Genomic DNA, 18,089 nt, shown 5'->3' on the forward strand with positions numbered 1-18,089 from the left:
TTCCCGCCCACCCCCCTCTGTCCTGCCGGACATCTCCCCCGCAAGGGGGGAGATTGACAGCTTCGGGCGCCCCGCCTCTTTCTGCGACGTCGAAAATTGGCGAAAGCCGGGGCGACATCCGATCTCCCCCCTTGCGGGGGAGATGTCCGGCAGGACAGAGGGGGGTGTGAAGGATCGCGGCGTTGGTGTTATTCTCGCATTAGCCACCACCCTCGCCCTCCTCCCTACCCCCGCCTTCGCCCACGCCTCCGATCGTGGCCACGTCCTTCTCCTCCCCACCGGCTACTACCTCGTCGGCGGCGCTTTTGCCGTGGCGGTCAGCTTCCTCGTCCTGGCACTGCTGCCGCCTGCCGCCCTCGATCGCTTCTGGCGCCGGCGCCTGCCCTTGCTCACCCTCAGCGACAGTCCGCGCACCATCGCCAGCCTGCTTTCCTTTGCCGGCTTTGCGATTCTCATCGCCGCCGGCATCTTCGGCGGCCGCGACCCGCTTTCCAACCCGCTGCCGCTGGTGATCTGGACACTGCTCTGGGCCGGATTCACCCTGTTGCAGGGCGTGTTCGGCGACCTCTGGTCATGGCTCAGCCCGTGGTATGGATCTTGGCGCGTTGCAAGCCGGCTCTTCAGCCGACGCAGCGACGGCAGGCACCCGCCACGCCTGTCATCATGGCTCGGCTTCTGGCCGGCCTTCGTGCTGTTCTTAGCCTTCGCCTGGTTCGAGCTGATCGACCCGGCGCCCGACGACCCGGCCCGTTTGGCATATGCTGCCGGCCTCTACTGGCTGGTCAGCTTCATTGCGATGCTCATCTTCGGCTATAACGACTGGAGCAAACGGGGTGAATTCCTGACCATCTTCTTCTCCATGGTCGCCCGCTTCGCGCCCCTTGAGCGCCGGGAGACCCGCCTCTCGCTCTGCTGGCCCGGCGCCAAGCTGCTGGCGGCCGAGCCGCTGCCGCTGAGCGGTACAGCCTTTCTCCTCTTGGCCCTGTCTTCAGTATCATTCGACGGCCTGTCGAAAACCTTCTTCTGGCTCGGCCTGTTCGGCGTCAATCCGCTGGAATACCCAGGCCGCACCGCGCTGATCGGCATCGGCAGCTTCGGCCTCGTGCTGACTTTCGTTTTGCTGGCGGCGGTGTTCGCGCTTGCCGTCCTTCTCGGCCAGCGCCTTGCCGGCGAAAGGCATCTGTTTGGCAAGACGGCCGGCCTGCTGGTTTGGTCGATCGTGCCGATCGCGCTTGCCTACCACATCGCGCATTACCTCACCCTGCTGCTGGTCGACGGCCAGTATGCGCTGGTCGCCCTGTCGGATCCTTTCGCGCAGGGATGGAACCTGTTCGGCACCGCCAACATGATGGTCGAAGCCGGCGTTGTCGCCGGTGCCGAGTCGGCCTGGTGGCTTTGGAATATCCAGGCGGGTGTCATCATCGCCGGCCATGTGCTGGCGGTTCTCGTCGCGCATGGCCTCGCCTGGCGTCTCCACCCGCAGCCGTCGCGCGCCGCGCTCAGCCAATTGCCGCTCACCCTGTTGATGATCGCCTACACGATCTTCGGCCTGTGGTTGCTTGCCACGCCGACGGTGGGATGAGACAAGGGCCGCGTCGTGACGCGCGCATGACCCGGGTTCGATTTTCGGAAAGGATTATGCGCAAAATCAAAGTGCTGCAGCGTCCTTTGCGCGTCCCGAGAGGACGCGCGGCGCTGGAGTGGAAGCTCGCTTGCCAGGCCAAGGCTTTGGTGATTTAGTTTGTACACATGCAATTTCCCCATCCTCCGAACCGGGATGGGTTAGCCGCCTTATCGCTGGTCAAGACTTGAAAAACAGGGGAACGGACATGGCTGACAAGAACGGATTTTTCGACCTCTCCAAGACGCCGCTTTCGCGCCGCACCGCGCTGAAGGGGATGGCGGCCGGCGCCGGCCTGGCGCTGGCGCCCGGCTTCGTCCGCTACAGCCAGGCGCAGAGCTCGGCGCCGATCAAGATCGGTTTCCAGTCGCACCGCACGGGCATCGGCGCCGCCTATGGCCGCTGGTACGAGAAGACGAGCGCCGCCGCGGTCAAGGCGATCAACGACGCCGGCGGCATTGGCGGCCGTAAAGTCGAGCTGGTCATCGAGGATGACGGCACCGACCCCGCCCGCGGCGCCGAGGTTGTCGCCAAGTTCGCCAAGCAGCACAAGACCGACATCGTCTTCGGTACCTTGTTCTCGCATGTCGTGATCGGCTCCGCACCTGCCGCCGGCGAGAACAAGATCCCCTATTTCGTAGTCAGCGAAGGCCACCACGTCGCCTCGACCAAGCTCAACCGCTACGTCTTCCAGCCGGGCATCACCGACGTGAAGAGCCAGATCCAGTCGATGGCGCCGTGGATCGCGCAGAACGCCGGGAAGAAGGTGACGCAGATATTCCCCGACTTCGCCTTCGGCTACGATCATCGCGACTACCTGCCGCCGGCCTTGAAGGCGCAAGGCGCCGACGTCATCGCCCAGATCGCCATCCCGCCGACGGAAAGCTCTTTCACCAAGTACTTCCCGCAGATCCCGGCCGAGACCGAGGTGATCTACCATGTCATGGTCGGCCCGGCCGTGCTCACCTTCGTCAAGGAGCTCGGCGAGTTCTACGGCTCGACCCGGCCGCAGCTCTTCGGCTTCATGGATTCGCTCGAGGCCACCGACATCAACAGCCCCGGCCTTGAATTCCTTGACGGCAGCCACTTCTGGGAAGGCTCGCCGCGCTATGCGCAGCCTGACGATTCCGCCGCGCAGAAAGCCTACCGCGCCGCTGTCGGCATCGACGACAATGGCGCCGCCGTCGGCGATCCAAAGGACGTCTCCACCGCCTCGCACATGTTCGGCTGCTGGGAAACGCTCTATGTCGTCAAGAAGGCGATGGAAGATGCCGGCTACAAGGGACCCGAAGACCGCGCCAAGCTGGTCGAGGCCACCGAGGCGCTGAAGGAATTCGCCGAAGGGCCGGAGCATCCGCAGGGGCCGAAGACGTTCAATGGCAAGATCCACCAGTGCTTCGGTATCCAGAACATCTCGAAGGTTGAAGGCGGCAAGCTCAAGGTCGTCCACAAGACCAAGATCGAAGACGGCCTCTACGAGCCGGAAGGGGATTACACGACGCAAGCGCTGTGAGCTTGGCTGCTCCAGCAAGCGTGAGCGCCAAGTCACCCCCCTCTGGCCTGCCGGCCATCTCCCCCGCAAGGGGGGAGATCAGATGTCGCTTTGGGTTTCGCCAATCTCCAAAGTTGTCAAGTGGGCGCCGCCGCGCGAACTGCCAATCTCCCCCCTTGCGGGGGAGATGCCCGGCAGGGCAGAGGGGGGTGCCTCGCGCATCCGCTGGCGTGTAACCCATGCATTTCGGACCCCATCTCCTCCTCGCCGCCCTCGAAGGCCTCGTCACCTCCGCCGTGCTGGCGCTGACGGCGCTTGGCCTGTCGCTGGTGTTTGGCGTCATGCGCGTCGTCAATGTCGCCCATGGCGAGTTCTTCATGCTGGGCGCGGTGCTTGCCTGGGCGATCTCGACGGCGATTTCGGGCCATCCGGCCATCGGCTTCGTGGCGGCACTCGTGATCGCGCCGTTGCTGGTCGGGCTGGTCGCGTTTCTCGCTGAGTGGCTGGTGCTGCGCCGGCTGAACTACAATCCCGAAAGCACCATCGTCGCCACCATCGGCATGCTCTATATCATTCAGCAGCTGGCGCTGACCTTCTATGGCCCCGAGGCGCGCCCGGTCGAGCCGCCTTTCAGCTACCGCATCCTTCTGCCGTGGTTCGGTTATTCCGGTTACAAGCTCTCGGTCGTCGCCGCTTCCGCCATTTTGCTGGTGATCACCTGGTTGGTGCTGACGCGCACGAAAATCGGCCTGATCATGCGCGCCACTCAATATGACCGCGAGACGGCGCAGGCCTTCGGCATCCCGGTCGAGCGTGTCTATGCCGGCGTCTTCGCCGTCGGCGCCATGCTGGCGGCAATCGCCGCGGTGCTGATCGTGCCGATCAGCCAGGCGCACTATTTGATGGGGCAGGACCCGCTGCTCTTGTCCTTCATCGTCGTCATCATCGGCGGTCTCGGCTCGCTGCGCGGCACCGTGGTCGCCGCCGTCCTGATAGGCCTCTCCGACGGCATCATCTCGATGTTCTTCTCGCCGACCTTGGCCAAGATCATCGCCACGCTTGTGGTCGCCATGGTGCTGGTGTTCCGGCCGCAAGGCCTGTTTGGGGCGACGTCCAGATGAGGGATGCTTCGCCGGCAAAGACCTATGCGCTGCATATCGGCGTCATCGTGCTTCTGTTCGCTCTGAACTTCATCCTGCCCGACTACCACCAGGGCCTGTTCGCCCGCATCATGGCGCTCGCCGTCTTCGCCATGGGCTACAATCTGCTCTTCGGCTATGTCGGCCTGCTCAGCCTCGGCCACTCCATGTTCTTCTCGGCCGGCCTCTATGGCGCGGGGCTTACCGTCTATCACCTCGGCTGGGCCGTGCCCGAAGCGTTCGTCGCCGGGGTCGCCTGCGGCGCGCTCCTCGCTTTGGTCATCGGCCTGCTGGCGCTGCGCACCTCCGGTGTCGCCTTCATGATCGTCACCATGATGTTCGCCCAGGTCTTCTACCTGCTCATCCTCTATTTCGCCGCCTGGACCGGAGGCGACCAGGGCCTGGTCATCCAGCAGGCATCGCGGGTGGTCTCGCTCGGTGGCGCCTCACTCGACCTGGCCGATCCAACGGTGCGCTACATGAGCGCGCTGGTGCTGTTCTCGGCCGTGATGCTCGTGACGCTTGCTGTCGTCCGCTCCCGCTTCGGCCGCGTGCTGGTAGCGATCCGCGAGAACGAGGAACGCACCAGGATGCTGGGCTACGACACAGTGGCCAACAAGCTTGCCGCCGTCGTTGCCTCCGGCGCCATCTGCGCGGCGTCGGGGGCCGCCTATGCGCTGCTGTTCGGCTATGTCGGATCGAGCTTCGCCGGCGTGCAGTATTCGATCCTGCCGCTGCTCTGGGTGCTGCTCGGGGGTGCTGCGACCACGCTTGGACCGCTGATCGGCACGCTGTTCATGTACTATGTCACCGACATCACCAGCGGCTTCACCTCCGCCTATCTGCTGATCGTCGGCGTGGCGCTGATCCTTCTGGTGCTGTTCTTCCCGAAAGGCATTCTGGGTTCGATCCGTGAGCGCTGGCTCAGGTGGCTGCCATGATGCCGCTGCTCACCACCAGGGGCCTGTCGCGCAATTTCGGCGGCCTGCGCGCCGTCGACGGCGTCGACTTCGCGCTGATGCCGGGCGAGATCCGCGCCATCATCGGCCCCAATGGCGCCGGCAAGACCACCTTCGTCAGCCTGCTCTCGGGCCGCATCCGGCCGTCCTCCGGCATGGTGGTCTTCGACGGCGCCGACATCACCACCATGCCGGCTTACAAGCGGGTTCGCCTCGGCGTTGCCTATACGTTCCAGATCACCAGCGTCTTCGCCAATCTCACGGCCTTCGACAATGTCGCGCTGCCGGTGCAGCGCACGCTGACGGATGGCCGCACCAGGGGGCAGGTCAGGACCGGCGTCATGGCGGCGCTGGAGCGCACCGGCCTCGCCGACCGCGCCGGCACGCCGGCGGGGCAATTGTCCTACGGCCACCAGCGCCTGCTGGAAGTGGCGATGGGCCTGGCGCTGAAGCCGCGCCTGCTGATCCTTGACGAGCCGACGCAGGGCCTGGCCGACAGCGAGATCGACAACTTCATCACGCTGGTGCGCGAGATCGCCAAGGACGCGACGGTGCTTTTGATCGAGCACAACATGCCGGTCGTCATGCAGCTCGCCGACCGCATCACCGTCTTCAATGCGGGAAAGATCCTCGCCGAGGGCACGCCGGACCAGATCCGCGCCAACGCTGAGGTCCAGGATGCCTATCTCGGGGCGACCCATGGCTGATCCAGTCAGAACCGATGGCGGCCTGCTCACCATTTCCGGGCTCGACTGCTTCTATGGCGAGGTGCAGGTGCTCTACGGCCTCGATCTCGTCCTCAACAAGGGCGAGGTGCTTTGCCTGTTCGGCCGCAACGGCGCCGGCAAGACGACGACGCTGAAGGCGATCATGGGCCTGGTGCCGGCGGCAAGCGGCTCCATCAAATTGAACGGCAAGGAACTGACCGGGCTCGCCGCGCATGACGTGCCGAAGGCCGGCGTCGCCTATGTGCCGCAGGGCAGGCGGCTGTTCGCCGACATGAGCGTGGCGGAAAACATCGAGATCGGTCTGATGGCGCGCGGCAAGGGCCGGGACGTGCGGGAAAACGTGCTGGACCTTTTCCCATTGCTGCGCGAGCGGCTGAGGCAGCGTTCGGGCACCCTGTCCGGCGGCGAGCAGCAGATGCTGGCCATGGCCCGCGCGCTCTGCCTCGAACCGCATGTGCTGTTGCTCGACGAGCCCACCGAAGGGCTGATGCCGTCGATGATCGCCAAAATTCGCGAGACGGTGGCGAAACTGCGCGAGCGCGGTGTCTCGACCATCCTGGTCGAGCAGCGCGTCGACGCCGTGCTCTCGGTCGCCGACCGCGTCTCATTCATCGAGAATGGCCGCAACCGCGAGACGGTCGACGTCGAGGCATTGCGCGCCGATCCGTCGGCGGTGCGGCGTTATGTCGGGGTGGGCTAGAAAAACAAAAACCCCGCGATCAAAAACGTCGGGATCAGCACCAGGCCGGACCATGCCATGTAGCCGAAGAAGCCGGGCATCTTGAAGCCGCGATGCCTGGCGATGGCAAAGACCATGAAGTTTGGCGCGTTGCCGATATAGGTGTTGGCGCCCATGAACACCGCGCCGGCCGAGATCGCCGCGAGCGTCGACGCGGCCTCGGTCATCAGGTGCTTCGCATCGCCGCCGGCAAGCTCGAAGAACACCAGATAGGTCGGTGCGTTGTCGAGGAAGGATGACAGTGCCCCCGTCAGCCAGAAAAAAGCGAGGTCGTTGGGCCGGCCGTCGGCCGACGTGACCAGTGCCACCAGCGGCGCCAGCGCGCCGTCATGGCCGGCTCGCAGGATGGCGATGACCGGCACGATACAGATGAAGATGCCGGCAAACAATTTCGCCACCTCGGCGATCGGCCCCCAGGTGAAGCCGTTTGCTTGTCTGTGGCTCTTGTACGACACGCGAAGCGACAGAAAGGCCAGCGCCAGGATGATGGCGTCGCGCACCAGGTTCTGCAGTTCGAGGCCAATTCCCAGCACCGAAACGCTGATGCCCGGCTTCCAACTCGCCGAAAGCAGGATCGCACCGATCACGCCTGCAAGCAGCGGCAGGTTGGCCAGTCCGCGCGGCCGCACCTTGGTGTCCGGCGTCGGATCCTTGATCTTCGGTGCGCCGGCTTCGCGGCGATGCAGCACGATGTCGAGCACCAGGAAGACCATAAGCACCAGCCCGCCGGTAAACAGCGTCTCGCGCCAGAGATTGGTGCTGGTCCAGAAGAAATCGACGCCGCGCAGGAAGCCGACGAACAGCGGCGGGTCGCCGAGCGGCGTCAGCGAGCCGCCGATGTTGGAAACCAGGAAGATGAAGAAGATCACCACATGGGCGTTGAATGGCCGGTTGTCGTTGGCGCGCAGGATCGGCCGGATCAGGATCATCGAGGCGCCGGTCGTGCCGATGATCGAGGCAAGCATCGCGCCGATGAGCAACAAGCCGGCATTGACCAGCGGCGTTCCGTGGATGTTGCCGGCAAGCAGGATGCCGCCCGAGATCGTGTAGAGCGCGAACAGGAGGATGATGAAGGACATGTATTCGGTGAGCAGCGTGTGCAGCACCGCTTCGCCTGCTGTTGGAAGCCCGAAGGCGACCGCCAGCGGAACCACAACCAGCGCCGACCAGGCAGCGGCGATCTTGCCGTAGTGGTGTTCCCAGACGTGGTGGAAGAGCAACGGCCCGGTCGCGATCGACAAGAGCAGGCCGGCAAAGGGCAATCCCCACCACAGCGACATCGCCGCTCCCGGCAGCTCTTGGACCTCGGCGGCGTAAGCCGGCTGCGCGAACGCGAGGACCGCGACAAGCACGCCTGCCGTCGACGCACTCGCCAATCCGCTGACGCCCCCTCGGTGCCCCACAGTCCGGTCAGTCCGCCGAATGGTCTTCGAGCGTCACGCCGGCTTCGTGCATGCGCTTCAGCATCGCCTCGACAGAGCCGTTGAGGTCGATGCCGCGGCAGGCATCGAGCCGCACGGTCGTCCTGAATCCCTGCTTCACCGCGTCGAGCGCCGAGAAGGCGACGCAGAAGTCGGTGGCTAGTCCGACCAGGGTAACGGTGTCGATACCGCGTTCCTTCAGATAACCGGCGAGACCGGTTTGCGTCGTGTGATCGTTCTCGAAGAAGGCGGAATAGCTATCGATCGCGGTACGGAACCCCTTGCGGATCACCAGCTCGGCTTTGGTCCAGGCGAGCCCGGAATGGAAATCGGAACCCAGGCTGCCCTGGATGCAATGATCCGGCCACAACGTCTGTGGCCCGTAAGGCATCTCTATGGTTTCGAAGGCCTGCTTGCCCGGATGGCTGGAGGCAAAGCTCGAATGTCCGGCGGGGTGCCAGTCCTGCGTCAGGATCACATGCTCGGTCCGCCGGATCAGGTCGTTGACTAAAGGCACGATCTCGTCGCCGCCGGCAACCGCCAGCGCGCCGCCGGGGCAAAAATCGTTCTGCAGGTCGATGACGATGAGCGCTTCTTCGGCCATGCGGTTCCCTCTCGTTTCGACTTGGGTCCCAGTAAAAATGCCGCTCTCGCGACCGGACGCAGAACCTTGACCAGATGGCCGGCGGCGTCAACCTCCGAAGGCGTAACAATGTCGTTGCGGTCGGTCCGACCCGCCGTGCGGGACAAACTCTGGCTTTGACAATTGCCGCCGGCCTGATATCATTTGCATACGAATGAATTTGACCGGTCCGCATACCGGCAAGAAGACCCGAAGCAGGCCCTTCGGAGAGCCGGGGGAAGGCCCCTTTTCGGGAAGGCCCAATTGTCTGGAAGGCATAGCGTGATCCGTTACGCGAAACCCACCACGGTCGACGAGGCGCTTGCGTTGCTTGGCGAGGACCGCTGGCGCATTCTCGCCGGCGGCACGGATTTCTATCCCGCGCAGGGCGCGAGACCTTTCCGCGACAACATCCTCGACATCAACGGTCTCGCCGCGCTGCGCGACCTCGAAGAGACGGACGAGCATTGGCGGATCGGCGCCCGTACCACCTGGACCGATATTGTCCGCCATCCGCTGCCGGCCGCATTCGACGCGCTGAAGGCCACCGCACGCGAAGTCGGCTCGGTCCAGATCCAGAACGTCGCATCGGTTGCCGGCAATCTCTGCAACGCCTCGCCCGCCGCGGATGGCGTGCCGGCGCTGCTGGCGCTCGATGCCGATGTCGAACTGCGGTCGGCCAAAGCCACCCGCCATCTGCCGCTTGGTGCGTTCATCCTCGGCAATCGCCGCACCGCGCTGCAGCCCGGCGAGATGGTCACCGCCATTCGTGTGCCGAATCGTTCCGTCGCCGGCACCTCGGCCTTCGTCAAGCTCGGCGCGCGGCGCTATCTCGTCATCTCGATTGCGATGGCGGCGGCTCGCATTGTTATCGAAGACGGCTTGGTCGCCGATGCGGCGATCGCGGTCGGTTCCTGCTCGGCGGTTGCCCGCCGTCTCGCCGGCGTCGAGGCGGCGCTGCGCGGCCAGCCGGTCACCCGGGGGCTTGTGGACGCGGTGCTGTCCGCGCCGATCGATGAATTGTCGCCGATCGCCGACGTGCGCGGCAGCGCCGAGTACCGGCGGGATGCGGCGCGCGAGATCGTCGCCCGCGCGGTGCGCGCTGCTATCGGCCCTGACGAAGGCAAGGTGGCGGCATGAGCATTGCCCAGTCCGGTATGACGCAATTCGGCATGGCCCAATCCGGTATGGCCCAATCCGGTATGGAACGCGCCGACATTGCCTTCGAGGTCAACGGCGCAGCTGTCAGCGTGTCGGTGCCGCCGGTGCGGCGGCTGTCGCAGGTTTTGCGCGACGAGTTGCGGCTGACCGGCACCAAGGTCGGATGCGATGCCGGCGATTGCGGCGCCTGCACCGTACTGGTCGACGGCGATCCGGTCTGCGCCTGCCTGATGCCGGCGGCCTCCGTGGCAGGCGCTTCCGTCACCACGGTCGAAGGCCTTGCCAATGGCCGGCTGTCCGCCCTGCAGGCCTCGTTCCTCGAACATGGTGCCGCGCAATGCGGCATCTGCACGCCCGGCCTGCTGGTCGCGGCCACCGCGCTGCTGGAACGCAACCCCACGCCGAGCGAGGCCGAGACGCAGGATGCGCTGGGCGGCGTGCTTTGCCGCTGCACCGGCTACAGGAAGATCGTCGCGGCGGTGATGCAGGCTTCGCAGCATATGGACGGCGTCGACCTTCGCCAGCCCGAAGTCGGCCGTGCCGTCGGCGCTTCGCCGATCCGGCTCGACGGCGTGCCGAAAGTTACCGGCGACGAAAAATTCGGCGGCGATTCCTTTCCGGCCGATGCTCTGGCGGTGCTCGTGGTCCGCTCGCCGCATTATCATGCGCGTTTCAGCTTCGGCGATCTCGGCGCGTGGGCGAAAGCGCATTCCGGCATCGCCGGCGTCTTCACCGCCGCCGATATTCCCGGCAAGAACTGTTTTGGTGTCATCGGCCCCTTTGCCGACCAGCCGGCGCTGGCCGAAGGCTTTGCCCGCCTGCGTGGCGAGGCAGTGGCGCTGGTGGCGGGCGAGCGCGAGGCGATCCTCGATCTCGACCTGACGGATTTCCCGGTCGCCTGGACGGAGCTGCCGCATGTGCTGCAGCCGCGCGAGGCAAAGGCCGACGGCGCGGCGCTGATCCACCAGCACCGCCCAGCGAACCTGCTTACCTCCGGCTATGTCGAGCGCGGCGATCCCGATGGCGCGCTTGCAGGTGCCGCCGTCACCGCGTCCGGCGCCATCGAAACCTCCTTTGTCGAGCATGCCTATATCGAGCCGGAAGCCGGCTACGCCTATATGGATGGCGACGCGCTGGTCGTCGTCGCCTGCACCCAGGCGCCCTACATGGATCGCGACGAGACGGCCAAGGTGCTCGGCCTGCCGGTCGAGAAAGTCCGCATCGTGCCGACCGCCACCGGCGGCGGTTTCGGCTCGAAGCTTGATGTCTCGCTGCAGCCTCTCATCGGCCTCGTCGCGATGAAGACGGGACGGCCGGCAGCCCTTGCCTACACCCGCAACGAATCGATGATGTCGACCACCAAGCGTCACCCCGCCGAGATGAAGGCGACCATCGGCGCCGATGCCGAAGGCCGCGTCACCGGCATGGTCTTCGAGGGCGATTTCAACACCGGCGCCTACGCAAGCTGGGGGCCGACGGTCGCCAACCGCGTGCCCGTACATGCCTCCGGCCCCTATCTGACGCCGAACTACCGCGCGACCGGCTACGCCATCCACACCAACGGTCCGATCGCCGGCGCCTTTCGCGGCTTCGGCGTGCCGCAAGCCACCATCATGCAGGAGACGCTTTATGACGAGCTCGCCGCAAAGCTCGGCATGGATAGGCTCGATTTCCGACTGAAGAACTGCCTGCGCAATGGCACCGAAACGGTTACCGGCCAGCGCCTGGAGACGGGCGTCGGCATCGGCGAATGCCTGGAGCAGCTTGAGCCGCATTGGACGCGCGCGCTCGCACAAGCGGAAGCCTTCAACGCGAGGCATACGACAAGCAAGCGCGGTGTCGGCGTCGCTTCCTGCTGGTATGGTTGCGGCAACACTTCGCTGCCCAATCCCTCGACCATCAAGGTCGGCATTTCGGCATCCGGCGAGGTCATCTTGCATCAGGGCGCGGTCGATATCGGCCAGGGCTCCAACACCGTCATCACCCAGATCTGCGCCGACGCGCTCGGCCTGCCGCTGGAGAAATTCCGGCTGAAGAGCGCAGATACCGCCATCACGCCCGACGCCGGCAAAACATCCGCCTCGCGCCAGACTTTCGTCACCGGCAAGGCGGCGGAGAAGGCTGGCCGCGCCTTACGCGAAAAGATCCTGCGCTTCGCCAATGTGTCTGATCGGGCGACGATCGCGCTCGACGGCGCCGGCATTTTCATCCAGGAAGGCGATGCCGCGCGGCGCATCGATCTGTCGGCGCTGAAGGCCGATGCCGACGGCTTGGTCTTCGTCGCGGAAGAAACCTATGACCCGCCGACCCTGCCGCTCGACGCCAACGGCCAGGGCAAGCCTTACGCGGTCTATGGCTATGGGGCGCAGATCGCCGAGCTCGAGGTCGATCTCAAGTTGGGCACCGTGAAGCTCATCAAGATCACCGCCGCGCATGATGTCGGCAAGGCGATCAACCCGCTGCTGGTCGAAGGCCAGATCGAGGGCGGCATCGCGCAAGGCATCGGCATGGCGTTGATGGAAGAATACATCCCCGGCCGCACCGAGAATTTGCACGACTATCTCATCCCGACCATCGGCGACGTGCCGCCCATCGAGCACATACTGGTCGAGGTTCCGGACCCGGAAGGACCCTTCGGCGCCAAGGGCTTGGGCGAGCATGTGCTGATCCCGACCGCGCCGGCGATCCTCAATGCTATCCGCCATGCCACCGGCGTGCTGGTTACCAAGGTGCCGGCGACGCCGAGCCGCATCCTGGCGGCGATCCGCGAGAAGGAGGCACGCCGATGAGCGAGCTTGCCGAACGTTTCGAAACCCACGATCCCGGCGAGAAGCAGGTGGCGGAAAAGATCCGCTGCGATGCCTGTCCGGTCATGTGCTACATCGCCGACGGTCGCACCGGCGCCTGCGACCGCTATGGCAATGTCGGCGGCCGCATCGTGCGCATGGACCCGCTGACCATTCTCGACCATGCGGCCGAGACCGGCGGCGCCGTCGTGCCCTTCGTCGCCGAGGGCGAAGAGTGGGGCGGCGAGCTGGTCAACACCGGCCGTCGCTTCGTTACGGCTATAGGCGCCGGCACGACCTATCCCGACTATAAGCCGGCGCCCTTCATCGTCAGCCAGGAGGTCGAGGGCGTCGACCTCGTCACCGTCGTCACCGAAGGCATCTTCTCCTATTGCGGCGTCAAGGTGAAGATCGACACCGACCGCCACATCGGCGACGAGACGGCGATCGTGCGCTCGCAAGGCGAGGCGATCGGCCATGTCACCACCGGCGAATACGGCTCGCAGATGCTGTCGCTCGGCGGTGTCCATCATCTGACCGGCGGCTCCAAGGCGGAAGGACGCGCCACCTGCGACGCGCTGCTCAGTCTGTGCAACCGCAAACCGGTCGAGCTTACGATCGATGGCGGCGCGACGGTCGTCGTCGAGGCCGGCAAGGCGCCGGTCATCGACGGCAAGGCCGAACACCGCATGCGCGTCGGCTGCGGCTCGGCCACCATCGGCATGTTCGCCACGCAATGGCGCGGCCTTGTCGACGAGGTGGTGGTGGTCGACGACCACATCACCGGCGTCGTCTCCGAGCATCAGGCCGGCAAGGTGCTGGGCTGGGAGGATACGGGCATCAAAATCATCGGCCGCCGCTCGACGCCCGGTCGCTATTTCAAGGTGTCGGAGCCGGGCCTCGGCTGGGGCGGTACCAGCATCGACGACCCACTGTCGATCCTCGGCGACTGGAACGCCAAGAAGGGCGCTCGTCCCGGCCTGTCGCTGCTGATGGTGTCGACCACCGGCGAGCAGTTCGCCTATTACGAGCTCGACGACGAGTTGAAACCGGTCCAAAAGCCGTTCCCCGAACGGCTGCAAAAGTCCGTCGGCCTGATCGAGGACAATTGCGAGCCGGCGCTGTGCACGGTTCTGTTCATCGGCGGCGCCGGCGGCTCGCTGCGCGCCGGCGTCACCGAGAACCCGGTCAATCTCACCCGCTCGGTGCAGGGCTTGAGGACCTATGTCACGGTCGGCGGCGCGCCGGTCTATGTCTGGCCGGGCGGCGGCATCACGCTGATGGTCGACGTCACCCGGGTGCCGGAAGGCGCCTTCGGCTACGTGCCGACGCCGGCCCTGGTGGCGCCGATCGAGTTCACGCTGCGCCGCGACGACTATGTCCGGCTGGGCGGCTACGAAAGCGAGATCCGTAGTGTCGAGGACATTCTCGCCAAGGGCGGCGAATATCTCAACCCGCGCAGCAGTACCGGCGCGCCGGTCAACAATCCCTGGCCGCCGTTGGCGCAACTGCGGCGGGCAGCGGCGAACGGGGCCGGATTATGAACGGCCCGCAGGCGCATTGGCTCTCCGACGGCAAAAGGCTCCACCTCAACCATGGGCCGATTGACCTCATCGTCGAGGCGTTTGGTTCCGCGGATGAATGCCGCGCAGCCTATGCGCAGGCGGTCGCTCGCTTTCAGACGATCCTGATCGAGCTGGTCAAAGAGCTACCCGAATTGCGCCTCCCGGCCTTCTTCCTGGCGCCGCGCGATTTCACCGGCTCGACGGCGCGCCGCATGGAGGCAGCCGTCATGCCGCTGGCGGAATGCTTCATCACGCCGATGGCCGCCGTTGCCGGTTCGGTAGCCGACGAAATTCTTAGCTCCCTTCTCGCCGGCCGCCGGCTCGACCGCGCCTATGTCAACAATGGCGGCGACTGCGCGCTCCATCTCTGCAAAGGCCAGTCGATGACATCGGCCATTGCCGGCACCGGGCATGGCATGGCCGACCGCGTCACCATACGCGCCGAGGATGGCGTGCGTGGCATTGCCACCAGCGGCTGGCGCGGCCGGTCGTTTTCCTTAGGCGTCGCCGACGCCGTCACCGTTCTGGCGCCGACCGGCGCCGCGGCCGACGCGGCGGCGACGCTGATTGCCAACGCCGTCGACCTGCCTGGACATCCGGCCATCGCACGCGTTTCGGCGCGCGATCTGGCGCCCGACAGCGATCTCGATGAGCGGCTGGTGACACAAGGCGTCGGCGCGCTCGCCCCAGGCGAGGTGGCGCGGGCGCTGGACAACGGCCTTGCCGTCGCCGAAGATTTTCGCCGGCGCGGCCTGATTGCCGCATCGGCGCTGTTTCTGGGCGGTCAAACGCGCATCTGTGGCTCCGTGGCGCTCGCCGCGCCCAAACATAAAATGAAGGAAACTGCCCATGCCTGACTTTCCGATTCGCAAGGTCGCGGTTCTGACCGAAGAGATTTTCCACGACGGCGGACCGGTGGCGAAAGAACCGCGCCTTCGCGCGGCGGCGCTTGCCGTGGTCAAGAACCCCTTTGCCGGCCGTTTTGTCGAGGATTTGCAGGGCGCGATGGAAGACCTGAAACCGCTCGGGCTTCTGCTCTCCGACCGGCTGATCGCAGCACTCGGCGGCGACGTGAAGAAGATCGACGGCTACGGCAAGGGCGCGATCGTCGGTTCCGCCGGCGAACTGGAACACGGCGCGCTGTGGCATGTGCCGGGCGGCTACGCCATGCGCGAGCGCCTCGGCGATGCCAAGGCCATCGTGCCGTCGGCCAAGAAGGTCGGCGCCTTCGGCACACGGCTAGACGTGCCGCTCGGCCACATCAACGCCGCCTATGTGCGCAGCCATTTCGACGCCATGGAAGTGGGCGTGAGCGACGGTCCGCGTCCCGACGAAATCCTGTTCTGCCTCGCCATGGCCTGCGGCCCGCGCGTCCACAACCGCATGGGCGGCCTCGCGGCCGCGGACATCAAGGCATGGGACGGCCTGAGATGAGCGGCGAGGACAATCTGCTGCGGCTGGTCGAGGCCGAAGAGAGCGACGAGAACAACTATCATTTGCAGGACCAGGTCGGCTTCATCCTGCGCAAGGCGCATCAGCGTCATGTCGCGCTTTTCGCCTCGCATATCGGCGATCTGACGCCGCCGCAATTCGCCGCCTTGGCCAAGCTTCACGATATCGGCGAAACCTCGCAGAACCAGCTCGGCATGTTGATCGCGATGGATGCCGCCACCGTGAAGGGCGTCATCGACCGGCTGAAGGCGCGGGGCCTCGTCGAGGTCTCCAAGCACGAGGTCGATAAAAGGCGGCTGCTGGTCAATCTGACGCCGGAAGGCCGCGAGGCGATCGAGCGGCTGATCCCGCTCGCCCGTACCATCACCGAGGAGACGCTCGCGCCGCTAACGGCCAAGGAGGCCGCGACTTTCCTGCGGTTGCTGGCGAAGCTGGCCTGAAAGGTGCTTTCGACAAGGTGACACCTTTAAGCGCCGGAGGGACAGCACCCCCCTCTGGCCTACCGGCCATCTCCCCCGCAAGGGGGGAGATTAGCAGCTCGGTCGCCGGTGCTCTTCCTGCATCGTCGGCGATTGGCGAAAGCGTGGGTGACGGCTGATCTCCCCCCTTGCGGGGGAGATGCCCGGCAGGGCAGAGGGGGGTGTGACGGAACTCGGCGTGGGCGCTTGGATGGATCGCGACCTATCCGCCACGTCCGCCCGCCTACAACTCCACCCCGAACATCTCCCTGGCCTGCTCGGGCGTATAGTAACCGAGCCTGACATCCTCGGCGACAAGCCTCACGTCACGCTCGCTGGGATCGCCATAGCCGCCGCCCCCGGGCGTGCCGACGCGCACGCGATCACCGGCCTTGAGCGCGATGTCCTGCTCTTTCGAAAGATGTGGCGGCACATGCGCTTCACCGCCCCGGAACACCGTCACGCTGTTCGGCGCGCCGTCCTTGCCGCCGAGCGCGCCTTGCGGCCCGAAGCGGCCGTGATCCATGACGAAGGACGCTCGCGCCTCGCCGCGCAATATCTCGACCTCATAGGCAAGCCCGAAGCCGCCACGATGCTTGCCAGCGCCGCCGGAGCCTTCGCGCAAAGCATAATGCCGGTAGAGCACCGGAAAGGCCTGCTCCATGATCTCGACCGGCGGCGATTTCGAAATACCGATGGTCGAGCAGCCATTGCTCAAGCCGTCATGGCCGGCATTGCCGCCATAGCCGCCGCCGGAGATCTGGTACATGACATAGTCGCGGCCGCGCGCCGGGTCGTTGCCGCCGAGCGCGAAATTGCCGCTGGAGCCGGCCGGCGCCGCCGTTACCTTCTCCGGCAGCGCCTGCACCATGGCGGCGAATACCGCCTCGGCGATGCGTTGCGAGACTTCTGCCGCGCAGCCCGACACAGGGCGCGGGTACTTGGCGTCGAGGAATGTGCCTTCAGGCCGCTTGACGTGCAGCGGTTCGAAGGCGCCGGCGCTGATCGGCACCTCCGGAAAAATATGGCGCATGGCGAGATAGACGGACGACAAGGTCGTCGCCAGCACGCTGTTCATCGGCCCCGCACAGGGTTTCGAGGAGCCGGCGAAATCGAAGGTGAGCGTGTTGCCCTTTTTCTCGACAGCGAGATTGATGGTCAGCGGCTCGTTCACCACGCCGTCGGAATCGACGAAGGCCTGCGAGCGGTAGGTGCCGTCGGGAATGACGGCGATCGAGGCGCGCATCTGCTCGGCGGCGCGTCGGCGCAGTTCGGCGATCGCCTCGACGACGGTTTCGTCCCCGTAACGATCCAGTATTTCATTGAGCCTGTCCTGGCCAATCAGGAGCGCCGCCGCCTGCGCGCGGATGTCGCCGATCCGCTGGTCGGCGACGCGGATGTTCGAGCAGATGATGGCGTAGATCTCGGGGTCGAGCACGCCCTTCTTGAACAGCTTCACCGGCGGTAGCCTGAGCCCTTCCTGCTCGACGGCGGTGGCCGAGGCCGAGAAGCCGCCAGGCACCGAGCCGCCGATGTCCGGCCAGTGGCCGGTGTTGGAGAGCCAGCAGAAGATCTTGCCGTCGCGGTAGACCGGCATGACGAAGCGCACATCCATCAGATGCGTGCCGCCGAGATAGGGGTCGTTGACGATGTAGATGTCGCCTTGTTCCGGCGCCAGGCAACGACCGTCGGCAATCATCTCGATCACCGTCTTGGTCGAATATTGCATGACGCCGACGAACACCGGCAGGCCCTGGCTGCCTTGCGCGATCAGCGAGCCGTCGACAGCCGAATAGATGCCGTCCGAGCGGTCGTTGGCTTCGGCGATCACCGGCGAGAAGGCGGCGCGCGAAAAGGTCAGGTCCATCTCGTCGCAGACCTGCTGCAGCGCCGCCTGCAGCACCGAAAGCGTGATCGTGTCGAGCTTTGCCCCGAACGCTGGCATT

The 18,089-nt window shown here is 65.6% G+C and carries 15 protein-coding genes; 12 read left to right on the forward strand and 3 right to left on the reverse strand.

Annotated elements, in window-relative coordinates; translation table 11 throughout:
* Window positions 1-142: 142 nt before the first annotated feature.
* The 6 genes from RFM98_RS19925 (at window position 143) to RFM98_RS19950 (ending at window position 6,639) form a co-directional block, all read left to right on the forward strand.
* Window positions 143-1,582, forward strand: coding sequence for a hypothetical protein (locus tag RFM98_RS19925; protein WP_320310596.1), 1,440 nt, complete (start codon window positions 143-145; stop codon window positions 1,580-1,582).
* 247 nt (window positions 1,583-1,829) lie between these two features.
* On the forward strand, window positions 1,830-3,134 hold the full coding sequence (locus RFM98_RS19930; protein WP_320310473.1) for an ABC transporter substrate-binding protein: 1,305 nt from the start codon (window positions 1,830-1,832) through the stop codon (window positions 3,132-3,134).
* 218 nt (window positions 3,135-3,352) lie between these two features.
* Window positions 3,353-4,234, forward strand: coding sequence for a branched-chain amino acid ABC transporter permease (locus RFM98_RS19935; protein WP_320310474.1), 882 nt, complete (start codon window positions 3,353-3,355; stop codon window positions 4,232-4,234).
* Entirely contained in the window at window positions 4,231-5,193 is a 963-nt protein-coding gene (locus RFM98_RS19940; RefSeq protein ID WP_320310475.1) for a branched-chain amino acid ABC transporter permease, read from the forward strand. The genes RFM98_RS19935 and RFM98_RS19940 overlap by 4 nt, the downstream gene beginning before the upstream one ends.
* Window positions 5,190-5,918 carry an ABC transporter ATP-binding protein gene (locus tag RFM98_RS19945; RefSeq protein WP_320310476.1) on the forward strand — a complete coding sequence of 243 codons (729 nt, stop codon included), beginning with the start codon at window positions 5,190-5,192 and terminating at the stop codon, window positions 5,916-5,918. Before RFM98_RS19940 ends, RFM98_RS19945 begins: the two co-directional genes overlap by 4 nt.
* Window positions 5,911-6,639: an ABC transporter ATP-binding protein gene (locus RFM98_RS19950; protein WP_320310477.1), complete on the forward strand. Its 729-nt coding sequence runs from the start codon at window positions 5,911-5,913 to the stop codon at window positions 6,637-6,639. The genes RFM98_RS19945 and RFM98_RS19950 overlap by 8 nt, the downstream gene beginning before the upstream one ends.
* Here RFM98_RS19950 and RFM98_RS19955 read toward each other — a convergent pair.
* Window positions 6,636-7,958 carry a sodium:proton antiporter gene (locus RFM98_RS19955; protein WP_430682329.1) on the reverse strand — a complete coding sequence of 441 codons (1,323 nt, stop codon included), beginning with the start codon at window positions 7,956-7,958 and terminating at the stop codon, window positions 6,636-6,638. The genes RFM98_RS19950 and RFM98_RS19955 overlap by 4 nt on opposite strands.
* Before the next feature lie 130 nt (window positions 7,959-8,088).
* Entirely contained in the window at window positions 8,089-8,703 is a 615-nt protein-coding gene (gene pncA / locus RFM98_RS19960; RefSeq protein ID WP_320310479.1) for a bifunctional nicotinamidase/pyrazinamidase, read from the reverse strand.
* 300 nt (window positions 8,704-9,003) lie between these two features.
* Between pncA and RFM98_RS19965 the strand changes: the two genes are divergently transcribed.
* From RFM98_RS19965 to RFM98_RS19990, 6 genes are read left to right on the forward strand one after another with little or no spacing between them, the layout of a single operon-like run.
* Entirely contained in the window at window positions 9,004-9,861 is an 858-nt protein-coding gene (locus RFM98_RS19965; RefSeq protein ID WP_320310480.1) for an FAD binding domain-containing protein, read from the forward strand.
* Window positions 9,862-9,893: 32 nt separating this feature from the next.
* Window positions 9,894-12,671: a molybdopterin-dependent oxidoreductase gene (locus tag RFM98_RS19970; protein ID WP_430682330.1), complete on the forward strand. Its 2,778-nt coding sequence runs from the start codon at window positions 9,894-9,896 to the stop codon at window positions 12,669-12,671.
* On the forward strand, window positions 12,668-14,212 hold the full coding sequence (locus RFM98_RS19975) for a 6-hydroxynicotinate reductase (protein ID WP_320310481.1): 1,545 nt from the start codon (window positions 12,668-12,670) through the stop codon (window positions 14,210-14,212). Before RFM98_RS19970 ends, RFM98_RS19975 begins: the two co-directional genes overlap by 4 nt.
* Complete coding sequence (locus RFM98_RS19980) at window positions 14,209-15,090, forward strand: UPF0280 family protein (protein WP_320310482.1); 882 nt, start codon at window positions 14,209-14,211, stop codon at window positions 15,088-15,090. Before RFM98_RS19975 ends, RFM98_RS19980 begins: the two co-directional genes overlap by 4 nt.
* Window positions 15,083-15,667: an amino acid synthesis family protein gene (locus RFM98_RS19985; protein WP_320310483.1), complete on the forward strand. Its 585-nt coding sequence runs from the start codon at window positions 15,083-15,085 to the stop codon at window positions 15,665-15,667. Before RFM98_RS19980 ends, RFM98_RS19985 begins: the two co-directional genes overlap by 8 nt.
* Window positions 15,664-16,125, forward strand: coding sequence for a MarR family winged helix-turn-helix transcriptional regulator (locus RFM98_RS19990; protein WP_320310484.1), 462 nt, complete (start codon window positions 15,664-15,666; stop codon window positions 16,123-16,125). The genes RFM98_RS19985 and RFM98_RS19990 overlap by 4 nt, the downstream gene beginning before the upstream one ends.
* A 262-nt stretch (window positions 16,126-16,387) precedes the next feature.
* Here RFM98_RS19990 and RFM98_RS19995 read toward each other — a convergent pair whose 3' ends face one another.
* Window positions 16,388-18,088, reverse strand: a complete 1,701-nt coding sequence (locus RFM98_RS19995; RefSeq protein WP_320310485.1) for a hydantoinase B/oxoprolinase family protein — start codon at window positions 18,086-18,088, stop codon at window positions 16,388-16,390.
* Between the last annotated feature and the right edge of the window lies 1 nt (window position 18,089).

The sequence above is a fragment of the Mesorhizobium australafricanum genome, assembly GCF_033977265.1.
Taxonomy (GTDB): Bacteria; Pseudomonadota; Alphaproteobacteria; order Rhizobiales; family Rhizobiaceae; genus Mesorhizobium; species Mesorhizobium australafricanum.